This window comes from Finegoldia magna ATCC 29328 (assembly GCF_000010185.1).
Classification (GTDB): Bacteria; Bacillota; Clostridia; order Tissierellales; family Peptoniphilaceae; genus Finegoldia; species Finegoldia magna_H.
The window spans coordinates 426,676-439,821 of sequence record NC_010376.1 but is presented as its reverse complement, the minus strand read 5'-3'; the positions used below and the strand labels follow the sequence as shown (position 1 = coordinate 439,821).

At 32.4% G+C, this 13,146-nt stretch carries 11 protein-coding genes; 2 read left to right on the top strand and 9 right to left on the bottom strand.

Going from position 1 to position 13,146, the window contains the following annotated elements; translation table 11 throughout:
* Positions 1–129: 129 nt before the first annotated feature.
* Complete coding sequence (hprK, locus tag FMG_RS02045; RefSeq protein ID WP_002838834.1) at positions 130–1,089, bottom strand: HPr(Ser) kinase/phosphatase; 960 nt, start codon at positions 1,087–1,089, stop codon at positions 130–132.
* 221 nt (positions 1,090–1,310) lie between these two features.
* Here hprK and FMG_RS02040 point away from each other — a divergent pair, with 221 nt between their 5' ends.
* Both FMG_RS02040 and FMG_RS02035 read left to right on the top strand, forming a co-directional pair.
* Entirely contained in the window at positions 1,311–3,026 is a 1,716-nt protein-coding gene (locus FMG_RS02040; protein WP_012290372.1) for a cell wall-binding repeat-containing protein, read from the top strand.
* A 433-nt stretch (positions 3,027–3,459) separates the two neighbouring features.
* Complete coding sequence (locus FMG_RS02035) at positions 3,460–5,115, top strand: cell wall-binding repeat-containing protein (protein WP_012290371.1); 1,656 nt, start codon at positions 3,460–3,462, stop codon at positions 5,113–5,115.
* A 93-nt stretch (positions 5,116–5,208) separates the two neighbouring features.
* Here the strand turns inward: FMG_RS02035 and FMG_RS02030 are convergent, their stop codons facing one another.
* The 8 genes from FMG_RS02030 to FMG_RS01995 form a co-directional block, all read right to left on the bottom strand.
* A complete protein-coding gene (locus FMG_RS02030; RefSeq protein ID WP_012290370.1) occupies positions 5,209–6,543 on the bottom strand; it encodes a PH domain-containing protein in 1,335 nt (444 codons plus the stop codon).
* Positions 6,540–6,890, bottom strand: coding sequence for a GntR family transcriptional regulator (locus tag FMG_RS02025; protein WP_012290369.1), 351 nt, complete (start codon positions 6,888–6,890; stop codon positions 6,540–6,542). The genes FMG_RS02030 and FMG_RS02025 overlap by 4 nt, the downstream gene beginning before the upstream one ends.
* 120 nt (positions 6,891–7,010) lie before the next feature.
* Positions 7,011–7,421: a DUF5301 domain-containing protein gene (locus FMG_RS02020; protein WP_002838829.1), complete on the bottom strand. Its 411-nt coding sequence runs from the start codon at positions 7,419–7,421 to the stop codon at positions 7,011–7,013.
* 2 nt (positions 7,422–7,423) lie between these two features.
* Complete coding sequence (gene thiE / locus FMG_RS02015; protein ID WP_012290368.1) at positions 7,424–8,068, bottom strand: thiamine phosphate synthase; 645 nt, start codon at positions 8,066–8,068, stop codon at positions 7,424–7,426.
* The gene (gene thiM, locus FMG_RS02010; protein WP_012290367.1) at positions 8,046–8,852 is read right to left on the bottom strand and encodes a hydroxyethylthiazole kinase; all 807 of its coding nucleotides are present in this window, start codon (positions 8,850–8,852) and stop codon (positions 8,046–8,048) included. The genes thiE and thiM overlap by 23 nt, the downstream gene beginning before the upstream one ends.
* Entirely contained in the window at positions 8,845–9,354 is a 510-nt protein-coding gene (gene thiW / locus FMG_RS02005) for an energy coupling factor transporter S component ThiW (protein WP_041250583.1), read from the bottom strand. Before thiW ends, thiM begins: the two co-directional genes overlap by 8 nt.
* Before the next feature lie 72 nt (positions 9,355–9,426).
* The gene (uvrC, locus tag FMG_RS02000; protein WP_012290365.1) at positions 9,427–11,253 is read right to left on the bottom strand and encodes an excinuclease ABC subunit UvrC; all 1,827 of its coding nucleotides are present in this window, start codon (positions 11,251–11,253) and stop codon (positions 9,427–9,429) included.
* Between the two features lie 2 nt (positions 11,254–11,255).
* Positions 11,256–13,025, bottom strand: coding sequence for an aminopeptidase P family protein (locus tag FMG_RS01995; protein WP_002838805.1), 1,770 nt, complete (start codon positions 13,023–13,025; stop codon positions 11,256–11,258).
* Positions 13,026–13,146: the final 121 nt, after the last annotated feature.

Below are 13,146 nucleotides of genomic sequence, written 5' to 3'. Positions count from 1 at the left end.
AACCCCCTATATATAAATAAATAAATTGTATAAATTAAAACGGATAAAACCGCTCCAACAGTTATTATAACTCAATAATTTTTTCAATGCAAGAATAACAAACTTCATGAAAAAAAATTTAATACAAAATTATTTTTTGTTATTTTTTAACTGTTTTCTATGTTCTTCAGTATCTTTTTTCATATTGGCAATTAACTTATTATTTAACTCTTGTGCAGCGTTATAGCCCAAAAGTTTTTGTCTTTGATTTCTAACTGCAACCTCTACAATCATAGCGATATTTCTTCCTGGTTTAACTGGAACTTCAAGATACGGAAGTTCAACCCCCAAAAGTTCAGTAGTGTGATCGTCTAGTCCAATCCTGTCGTATTCTTTGTCGTCTTGCCATTTTTCAAGTCTGATAACCAAATCTATAAATGTAGTCAATCTTACAGAACCTGTGCCGTATAATCTTTGAATATCTAAAATTCCAAGACCTCTTACTTCCAAATAGTGTCTAATGTTAAGAGGAGCTTGTGCCAACAAACCTTTTTCGATTTTTCTGATTTCAACAACATCATCAGCTATAAGTCTGTGGCCTCTTGTAACCAAATCTAAAGCTGTTTCGCTTTTGCCTACAGAACTGTCTCCCATCAATAAAACTCCCATACCAAATACATCCAATAAAGAAGCATGAATAGTGTCTTCTTCACTTAAGAAATATTCCAGTACTTCATCCAAAGCTGATATTAATCTTGTTGTAGTTCTATCTGAAATCAATAATGTTTTGTCGTATTCATCAGCTAGTTTTCTAACTTCTTCAGGAATTTGAGCATAATGAGAAAACACAATACAAGGAATATCATATTCCATCATTGCTCTTACTCTTTCAATTCTTAGTTCCATATCCATCGCTTTATAATAAGCAAGTTCTGCCTTACCGAAAAGTTGAATTCTTCTGTAAGGAAATTCTTCCAAAAAACCAGATAATTGCAAACCTGGTCTGTTAATCTCAGAGTTATTAATTTCAATTGTTTCATAATCAGAGCTTGTTCTTACAACGTGCAAATCCAATTTTTTTACGACCGCACTTAATTTTACAGTTTTCATAAGTTCCCTCCTTATTATATTTTATATTCTAATCTATTTATACGCAAATTATTGAAGAGATAATTTTATTAAAACGTGATTCGAATATTACATTTTTGTAATATTTAACGTTTTTCTAGCCTAATTTGTTACAAAAAAGTTACAACAGGTTACAAATGTGTTACAATATATTATATTAAATTTGCAGATTAAATATTTTAATCGTAAACTCAGGAGGAAAAATGAACAATCTTAAAAAACCATTGTTAGTGATGGGATTAATGTTTACCTTTTCTGCTTTAAATGCAACTTCTTCATTTGCTGATGTTGACAATACAAAGCTTGTGGAAGAAGTAAAACATGACGCTTTAAATCACACTACAAATTTGCAAACTATAATTAAAGATCAAGAAAATGTGAATGCAGAGGATTCCATCAAATCCAATGATGCACAAAATACTGAAAAAAATAATGAAAAAGGAAATAAAAAAGAAACTACAAAAGAAGATTTAACTGAAGGCTTTGAAGATTCAAAAGAACTTTTGAAAAAACCTGCTGAAGTAAAAGCAGCGAAAAAAGCTGATGTTAAGAAAATAACTTCATCAAGCAAGTTTGAAACAGCTACTAATATAAGAGATGAATATTTTTCAGAATCAAATACAGTTATTTTAACAAATAGCTCTACATTTGTAGATTCATTATCTGCTGTTTCATTGTCAAGAGGTAACACTCCAATACTATTTACAAAATCAAACTCATTAGATAGTACGACATTAAAAAACTTAAAATCTAACAAGCCTAGAAAAGTTTACATCTTAGGTGGAGAAAAGTCTATAAATAGTTCGGTAGTTAATCAACTAAAGAATTTGGGAATAATAGTTGAAAGAATTTCTGGACACGATAGATATGAAGTTAATGCAAAAGTTGCTGAAAAAACACATAATCCAAATACAAAACAAAAAACAAATATACTTATAACATCGGGTGAAAAACATAGCGATGCAATCAATTCTGCAACATTAGCACAAAACAAGAAAGCACCTATACTTTTCGTAACTAAGAATGAAGTTACATCCCCTATCAAAAATTATTTGTATTCATTGAAGAAAAAAAATGCAATCGGAAGTATTACAATTGTAGGTGGAGAAAACTCAGTTTCAAGAAAAGTAGAAGCATTTTTAAGATCATTAAGCAATAATGTTGATAGAATTGCTGGATCTGACAGATATTCTACGAATGTAAAAGTTGCAAAACAAGTTAACCCTAATGCAAAACGTGCAATCGTAGTTGAAGGTAATGGTTACAACGATGCATTATTAATGTCACCTGTTGCGGCGAAATTAAATGCATCATTAATATTAACAAAACCAAATGATGTTACAAGAACGAGCGACTATGCTTCAGTTGATAAACATTCATCTATGGAATCATTCTTCAAAAACAACAAATCCCTAGACCAAGTTATTGTTTGCGAAGGAAATCACTCAATTTCTGATTTTGTATCATCATCAATATCTGATTTGTTACAAGGAAGAAGTCTAAAAACTGCACCTAAAGCAGATGCATTGTACAAACAAGAAAAAGCTGAACTTAGAAAAAGCAATACTCAAAATACTAAAGCTACTAAAAAAGTTGAAAAACCAGTAGATTCTTTACAAGCTCAACTTGCAAAAGCAAAAAGAGTGTTCATAGTAAGATCAACTGCCTACACTTCTGATCCTAGAGAAAATGGTGGATGGAATGTAACAGCAATCGGAACTAAAATTAGACGCGGTGTTATCGCGGTAGATCCAAGAGTTATTCCTTTGAGAACAAGAGTTTATGTAGAAGGCTATGGATTTGCTACTGCAGAAGACACTGGTGGAGCTATTAAAGGAAATAAAATTGATGTAGTTATGGATACAAACGCTCAATCTCGAAACTGGGGAGTTAGAAACGTCAAAATCTACATCTTATAATAGAAATTCTTAAGCACTGATATTGATCAGTGCTTTTTATTTGCTCTTTTTTGATAATAAATCTAATAATCCCAACAATAATCTACGAAATATCTTTAAAACTATAATTTGTTACATTTTTTTAATAATTTGAGTTTTTTGCGATAGTTTTTGGTAAATTTTATAAAAGTTACAAATTGGTTACAAATTATTCCCTATTTTATGCGATGTTTATTTTTCAATTGATTCACAAATTTTCAGATTTGTAAATAGTTTTTGGCAAATTTTACATAGTTTCTCAAATATTGAGCAAATTAAGCTAATAAATGTCAAATTTGTTTGAAAGTTATGAAAAATTCTTGTAAACTATTAGAGTAATTTAAATAAGTTACAAATCGGTTACAAATTTAATGAGCAATTAAAATTTGTTCATTGAAGTATATTAGGAGGATACATGAATAATTTTAAGAAGCCACTTCTTGTTATGACTTTGGCTGTATCATTATCTTTGGGAGCAAATGTTTCATTTGCAGATAATGAAAATAACAAGTCAGAAACAAACGTTAAAGCTATATTAGATAATTCAAGTAAAACTGAAACAACTAAAATACAAGTAAAGCTAGATGAAAATAATAAAGTAATATCTAATAAAAATCAAAATAATAAAGAAGAGAAAAAAGAAGCTGAAGTCAAATCACAAAAAAGCGCCAAGACAGAAAGAATTGACGCACAAAACAGATTTGAAACAGCTAAGAAAATCAAAGAAAAAGAATTCAAAAATGCAGATACTGCAGTAATTGTAAATTCAAATGAATTTTCTGATTCAATCAGTGCAACGAATATTTCAAATGGTAAATCACCTATTCTTTACACTGATTCAAACAAACTAGACAACTTAACAAAAGAAGCCTTGAACGGCATCAAAAAAGTCTACATAACTGGTGGCGAAAAAACTATTAGTTCGAAAGTAGTTAAAGAATTAAATGGTTTGGGAATTGAAGTCATCAGAGTAAAAGGCAAAGACAGATACGATGTAAATGCAAAATCAGCTACTACATCTCACCCAGTTTCTAACAAGAAACAAAACGTGGTTATCGCATCTGGCGAAAACTTTGCAGATTCTATTTCTTCTACTTCTTTGGCTAAGAAAAAGAACGCACCAGTTCTATTAGTTAAGAAAAATGAAGTTCCAAAATCAATCAAAGAATACTTAAACTCTTTCAGAAAAAAAGGTCTTTTAGGAGACATTACTATAGTAGGTGGAGAAAATTCCGTTTCAAAAATTGTCGAAAACGAACTTTCCAAGCTTGCAAAAGTTACTAGAATTGCAGGAGACGACAGATATCAAACATCTGTAAAAGTCGCAAAACATGTAGGTGTAAATTCTGAAAGAACAATTGTTGCTAGTGGAGAGAAATTTGTAGATGTACTTGCTGCATCTCCTGTAGCTCAAAAATACAACGCACCAATAGTTCTAGTTAAGAAGATGGATGTTCCAAGAAATGAAGATTACAAAACTCAAGAACAAAAATCAAATTCTGTGGAATCTTTCTTCAAACAAAACAAATCAAACATCATGTACACAATGGTATTTGGTGGAAAAAACACAATCGACAATTTCGTAGTTAATGGAATTAAAGATTTGTTGGCTGGTAAATCACTTCAAGCAAAACCAAAAGTAGACGCACTTGTAAATTTACCTAAAAAACAAGAACAACAAGTTCAAGAAGAAACTAATAAATTAGACAAAATCGTAGAACTTGCATACAAACAATTAGGCAAGCCTTATGTTTGGGGAACTCACGGTCCAAGATCATTCGACTGTTCAGGACTTACATCTTTCCTTTACAAGCAAGCTTATGGTATTGGAATCAGCACAAGCTCAAGAGCGCAAGCTTCTTACGGATACAAAGTTTCCAAATCAAACTTGAAAAAAGGTGATTTGATGTTCTTCGCAACAGGTGGCGGCGGAATAAGTCACGTTGGAATTTATGTTGGTAACAACAAATTAATCCACGCTTCCACCCCATCAACAGGAGTTATCTTATCAGATATCAACTCAAGCTATTATCAAAGAACATTTGTTACAGCAAGAAGATTATTAGGTTAAATTCAAAAGCAATGATTCACGGAGAATCATTGCTTTTTTTTATTGCCTATTCTGCTTATTTTTTAGTAAACTTTTTTACCACAAATACAAATCTTAGCGTAAGTTTTTATAAAAGTTTTCAGTTTCTTTTACAGTTGGAAAATTAAACACAAGGTTTTTATTATCCTTAGTCTTAATCCAAATAGCCCTTGGATTGTCGTTATGAATGTACACATCACAATTTCCAATTCCTTTTATTGAAAACTTTCCATAAGAATTGTGTTTTAGTGATGTTCCATTTAATCTAACGCCATCTGTTTTGTTGATATCTTCGATTAGCTCAACTTTTTCGATTGATTTTTTGTCGATTACAGTAGTATAAACAGATTCAGAAATCGTAAGAGTGCTTGGTGTGTTATCTACAGTGTATGTTTTCGGCAAACTCATACTTATCATCAAAAATTCAACTGAAATCAATAAAACTGCAGTCAATGCATATAGTATTTTACCTGATAATTTTGCCCTATTAAATGTCATATTACCTTTTCTTACGCTTACATCTTCAACCATGAGCCTGTCATCTTTCGGATTATAATATCCCCACGGATCAAAGAAGTCCCCATTGTACAAGTCGCTATTAATCGCAGTTAAGTTTTTTGCTATGGTTTGATATTTAAAAAGAGCCAATATTATCGCTAACGTGTACAAAACAATGTATGAAAGAATCGGGAAAATTCTGTAAATATCTTTTGATGAGTAATAAGCTACAACAAATCCTAAAACGATAAACATAATATATATCGCATACATTGTTTGTTGCACTTTTATGATGCTTTCTTCATTCAACTTTAAGTTTTCATCAGAATTAGTCGAATAAACTTTGGTGTTTTTCCTTCCCAAAAACCATCCCGTTAATATTGTACTCACACTCATTGTGACTAGCAACAAAATGTAGCCGAAAAACATCTCTTTGTTTTTGAAAAAAGCTACCAACAATACGATTTGAACTACCAGCGGAATTATCCAGGCTTTTAGTTTGATTTTCTTTTTTTCAATATCTCTTGAAGTCTTCAAATCATACGTCAAAATACTACTCTCAGTCGATATATTATTGTCCTTTTTGTATTGTCGTATTACTTTCATTGCGTTGTATTCGATAATATTTGCACTCACAAGATAAACAACTATTAAATTGTAATACACAAGCATTATCCAATCATAATCAAGCAACACAAGAAAAGATAAAACAATGCTCACCGCAAATAAAATATTCAATTTTTTCTTAGTTTTACCCAGCAAATCGACGATGAATTCATCATCTTCATAACCTTTTGGAAAATTTGTATACAACATAAAAGTATCGTTTATTTTCAATGTATATATGTTCACTCTTCTTATGATGAACAAAATAAACACCAAACTAAAAAATAAAATAAATTGCCAAATCATTTTATAATTTCCTCCACTATATTTTTAATATCCTTTTGTGATTTGCCGCGAATTTTCGCTTCCATCAACAGTAGTTTCAATTCATCTTCAAATGAATTTCGTGAATAATCTTCGTCCACGCAAATCTTCGCCCCAACTCTTCTATCTATTACAATTATTTTTTCGTCCTTCAAAATATTGTAAGCCTTGCTAATTGTCATAGGATTTATTCCCAAATCATTTGCAAATTGTCTAACAGAAGGAAGTTCGTCGCCATTTTGTAAGTTGCCATTGGCAATTTCTCTAATAATCTCGTTTCGAATTTGAGTGTAAATTGGAACATCACTCGTCGTATTTATGTTAATCATTCTGTCCTCCTTGTATTAGTTATTATAATACAGATTAGACACAAATGCAATATTTTTTCAAAGAAAAAAAGAGCGCATCGAAATGCACTCTAAATTTTTGTAATAACTAGTAATATAAAACTACATCGCACCGATTAATTTGTTAAACGTATCATTGTCGATTTCCCACACTCCTTCGTATGGTTTTTCGATGTAGAATTTTTTGTTTTGGTACAAATATAACGTCATTTTTTCGTCTTTTCCGTAGAAAATTTCCATTTTTCTAAAATCTTTTGTATTCGCTGGTGTGTCGTTGTTTGATTGTTTTCTAGTTGGTTTTGCTTTTTCTTGTATCAATTTGATCGTGTCCACGATATCTTTTTTCGAAGTGATAGAAGCCGTTGGTCCTTCCTTGTTTTCTTCGATTTTTGTAACTGTGATTACTTGTGAATCATTGGCATTTGGAAGTGTTATTGGATCTGCTTTTTTGCAAGATACCATGACTAACATCAACACAAAAACTAACAATACTAATTTAAATTTCTTTTTCATAATTACCTCAATTCTAAAATTTGTTTTGATTTCTCTAATAATCTGTGTGCTTTTTCTTGTGGATTATCGTCATTCATCAATGCTCTTACGACAGCTATTCCACTTGCACCACTGTTCTTTAATACATCCATGTTATCCTCATTTAAACCGCCAATAGCGACCGTTTTTATGTTTATGCTATTGTTGATATCTCTTAGGGTATCAACCGATGTTATTTTCGTTTTAACGTGGGTTTTTGTCGGATAAATTGCTCCAACTCCAAGATAATCTGCGCCTTCTTTTTCACATTGGACAGCTCTCTCAACACTTTTTGCAGTTGCACCAATAATGTAATTATCCCCCAAAATCTTACGCGCATCTTTTATTTCCATGTCCTCATCTCCAAGATGAACTCCTGCACACTCGCTTGCCAAGCAAACGTCAATTCTGTCGTCAATTAAAAGCGGCACATCGAATTTATCACAAATTATCTTCACTTTTTTCGCCAAGTCTATGTATTCTCTTGTGGAGATATTTTTCTCTCTTAGTTGTACCAGTGTTACTCCACCTTTAAGTGATTCTTCAATTTTTGTGAGAAATTTTTCTTCACAAGCTACATTTGTCCTATCAGTAACCAAGTACAAGCTAAGATTCAACTTTTTTCGCATCTATATTCTCCTTTATTTGTTCCCATTTTATTCTGGATAAATTATCGTACAAACCTAATTTAAACGAACTAAGTCCAACACTTTTATCCACCATTTCACAGCTAATATTCATCATGCTAATTGCTAGAACACATGCTTTTATCGATTGAGATACGCTAAGTGTACAAGCAATTAAACTTCCCACAACACAACCTGTAGCAGTGATTTTCGAAAGTCTATCATCTCCATTGTTTAGTAGATAAATCTCATTTGCACACACAATATCGGTCTGCCCTGTTGCTACAATTATCGAATCGTATTTTTCGTGTAAATTTTTACAACAATTAATAACATCGTCTACTTCCAGTTTTTGGGAATCCACACCTTTTGTACTTAAATCTTTAATAAACAGTGATTTTATCTCGCTGTAATTTCCTTTAATACAAGTTATTGTATGATTTTTCAAAATGTCTAAAGTCAAATCCAACCTTAATTTTGATGCACTCACTCCAACCAAATCCAAAGTAATCGGAATGTTGTTTTCATTTGCAATTCGCACAGATTTTTTGATTGATTCTATCCTATAATCCGTTATGTTTCCTAAATTTACCAACAGAGAATCAGATTTTCTCGTAACATCTTCCACTTCCCTAGGATTATCTGCCATGAATGGGCTTTGGCCTATACTTAGCACAGCGTTTGCCATATCATTGATAGATATTGCATTTGTAAGGCAATGGATCAGATTATTACTGTTGTGCAAATCAGAGTAAATCTCTGACATTTTTTGTATTAAATTATCCATTGATACTTTCCTTTAATTTATCTAGCATTTTATTTTTTTGCATAGCCTTTAAAAATAAGAATGCTACAGTCGCTCCCATTAAAGTCGCCAGCACAAATGATGGTGTGTAGAAAAACAACGTCAAATTGCTTTTTCCGAAGAAAAACTTCATGACAGGGACACTTACGATTGATCCTATTATTCCCGTTCCAATAACTTCGCCTATACAAGCCATAATCAATTTGTTCGTTCTCTTATATAGCACACCCGATAAAAACGCCCCGAACACTGCTCCTGTTAGCGCTAACGGTGGTATTGCCATCAGTGACATTCTGATTATTCCAATCAACGTTGCGCACAACAATGCATACCACGGTCCCAAAAATACCGCACACACTATATTTACAAAATGTTGTGTCGGGCAAAACCCTACAACTCTTAAAATCGGAGATATTACAACACCTATTGCAACAAATATTGATAACATTATCATTTTTACTAAAGTAGAATTATTTCTGTTCATAAAACCTCCATTGTTCACTACCTTATATCTTACCATCAATCAATATTTCTTTACAATAAAAAATATAGCAAATTATTGCTTAAAATAATTCACTATATTTTCTGCTGCTTTTTCATTCATTCCATCAACTTCGCAAAGCTCTTCTACACTCGCTTTTTTTATTCTATCAAGCGTTTTAAAATGTTTCATCAAAGCTTTTTTTCTTTTTTCTCCTATTAAAGCTATATTGTCCAGCTCTGATTTTTTGAAGTTTTTTTCGTGAAGTTTTCTGTGATAATTGATTGCAAACCTGTGTGTTTCTTCTTGAATTGCGAACAACAATCTGTACAAAGGAGTATTTACTTTCAGTCTGATTTCTTCGTTTTCGTAAATTATTCCACGCGTTCTGTGCTTATCATCTTTTACGAGTCCTAGAATCGGAATATCCAAGTTAAATTCGTTCAGCACTTCCTTTGCTATGTTAACTTGACCTTTTCCACCATCCATCAAAATAATAGATGGCATTTCATCAAAGCTGTTGTCTTTTTTATCAGAATCCAAAAGTCTTCTGAATCTTCTCGTCAATACTTCCCTGTGTGATGCGTAATCATCTGCACCTTCTACAGTTTTTATTTTGAATTTACGATAATCTTTAGAAGATTTAGCCCCGTTTTTGAACACAATCATACTTCCCACAGAATCTACACCACTTGTGTTGGAAATATCGTAGCATTCAATTCTATCAATTGGTTTAACCCCTGTGATGTCTTGTAAATCAAGAATTGCATTTTCACGATTACGTTCTCTTTTCAAATGTCTGGAAATGTATTTGTCCAGTCCTTCTTTTGCGTTTACTCTGACCATTTCCAAGAGGTCAGTCTTGTTACCACGTTTAGGAATTTTGATTTCGACCTTGGAACCTTTTTTCTCCGTCAGCATTTCTTCGATAAGGTCACGGTCTTCGATTTCAATATCAGTTAGGATTTGTTTCGGAACGTAAGTCAAATCAATGTAGAATTGTTTGAAAAATTCTCCTACAATGTGTTCGTTTGATTCTTCGTATTTATTGTCGATAATGAAATGTTGTCTTTCGATGATTTTACCATTTCTCATGAAAAATACTTGAACGCATACAGTCTCCGCTTCTCTCGCCATGGATATCATATCCAAATCCAACCCCTTGGTGTTGGTGATGTTTTGTTTTTCCAAAATCACTTGAATATTTGTGATAGAATCTCTGAGTTTCGCTGCCAATTCAAAGTTCAAATTCTTAGATGCAGCCATCATTTTGTCGGTCAATTTCTTAGTCAATTCATCTTCACGACCATTCAAGAAATTTTCCACTTCTAATAATTCTTTGTTGTAATCTTCTTCGTTCACATCGTAAACGCACATTCCATCACAACGATTGATATAATAATTCAAACAAGGTCTCTTAAGCTTTTGGCCCTTATCAAAATTCAAATTACACGTCCTGATTTTATAGGTTTCGTGAATCAAATCTATAATATCATTAACTGCATAAGCATTAGGAAAAGGCCCAAAATACTTTGCCTTATCCTTCAGTACACGTCTAGTTTTCAAAACTCTCGGAAACTTTTCGTTCGTGATTTTAATGTATGGATATTGCTTATCGTCTCTTAAAACGATGTTGTATTTTGGGCTATTTTTCTTGATTAAGTTTGATTCCAGAACTAAAGCTTCACATTCATTATTTACGATAATATACTCGAAATACTCGACGTGGCTTACCATTGCAGCGACCTTTGCGAGTTTTTTTGATGAATCGAAATATTGACCCACACGTCTTCTCAAATCAATCGCCTTACCAACGTAGATTATCTCATCGTTTTTATCGTGCATAATGTACACGCCTGGTTTGTGAGGTACTTTTTGCAGTTCTTTTTTAATATCAAACATTTCTATATTGCTTTTGTTTGTTGTTCAAGATATTCTAAGTCAGATCCTTCCAAATAAGGTGATAATTTGTCGTAGCATTCTTTGTTGTAATTGTTCAACCATTCTAATTCGAAAGGAAGTAATTTTTCTTTGATAACTGGTCTTGTGTCAATTGGACAGATAGATAATGATTCAAATCCCAAGAACTCACCGAATTCAGATTCTCCAACTTTGATACAATGCATAATATTTTCGATTCTGATTCCGTGTGAACCTTCGATGTAAATTCCTGGTTCGTCGCTTGTAACCATTCCTTCATCCATATCGATATCATTGTTTACAGATGCAATTCTTTGTGGACCTTCGTGAACTCCAAGGTAGAATCCAACACCGTGGCCTGTTCCATGTCTGAAGTCCAACAATTCTTGCCAAATTGGTCTTCTAGCAATTGGATCCAAGCTTGATGATTTTGTTCCTTTAGGGAAAATTGTAGTCATCAAATTGATGTGTGATTTTAATGTTAAAGTATAGTGAAGTTTTTCATCATCTGTCAACTCACCAAGAGCAACCGTACGAGTAATATCAGTTGTTCCATCCAAATATTGCGCACCACTGTCAACCAAGTACAATCCCTTCGGTTGTAATGTCACTGGATGGTCTACTGATGGTGAGTAATGAGGAAGTGCTGCGTTTTCTCCGTAAGCTGATATTGTACCGAAACTCAAATCCATGAACAAATCTCCTTGTTCTCTGAAATATCTCAACTTATCCGCTGCACTCATTTCAGTAACATTTCCAGTTGGAGTACCTGTTTCTACCCAATTGAAAAACTTAACCAATGCAACACCGTCTTTGATATAGGCATTCTTTTGATTTTTAATTTCTGTTTCATTCTTGTGAGCCTTCATCAAAGTTGTAGGTTGAATTCCTTTTGAAATTCTGATATTAGAATTAATTGAATTGTAAATTCTAACATTTGTCTTAGAAGGATCCAAGAACAAAACGCTCTTACCAGGAAGTTCGCTCAAATCTTCGAACACTTTTTCGTAAGATTTTACAGTAACACCTTGTTCTTTCAACAATTCAATCAAATCGTCATCGATTTTTTCATCTTCAATGTACAAATTAGCAAAATCTTTTCCAACTAATGCATAACTTATGATAACCGGACTATACAAAACATCGTTACCTCTAATATTGTAAAGGTAGCAAATATCATCCAAAGAACCGATAAAGTTATAATCACATTCATTGCAATCCATGAAATATCTCAACTCTTTTAATTTGGTCTTCGTATCTTTTCCACAGTATTTTACATCAAATGCATAAGCTTTTGAGTTTGGTTTTTCAGGACGATCTTCCCAGATATCACCAATAAAATCAACATCAGTGATTATCATCCTGTCGCCAAGATTTTCTAACCATCTATAATAATCATTGTAATCCAAAGTAAGACCATCAACTCCGATTTTTCCGCATTCACCAACATTTTCTTTCAAATATTCAATCAAAGTTGGAACTCCAGGTTCACCCATCTTCATCAAATCTACAGTAGAACCTTCAAGCTCCTTTGCAGCTTGGATAAAATATCTTCCGTCAGTAAACAAAGCTGCTTTTTTCTTCAAAATTACAGCAGTACCTGCACTGCCACTAAATCCAGTAATATATTTTCTAGTTTTATAGTAATCTGCTAAATATTCCGATGTATGAGGATCGCTTGACAATACAACATATGCATCGATATTTCTTTCGCTCATTTTTTTTCTTAGCTTTTCTAATCTTTCTTTAATCATAATTACCTCCTCGTAGTTATAATAATTATATCACAAAATTTAACGATGTTTATTTTCACGCTAACAAAAAAACTAGGTAAATTAATACCTAGTTTGTAAAATATGTTAAACAAAAAATCAA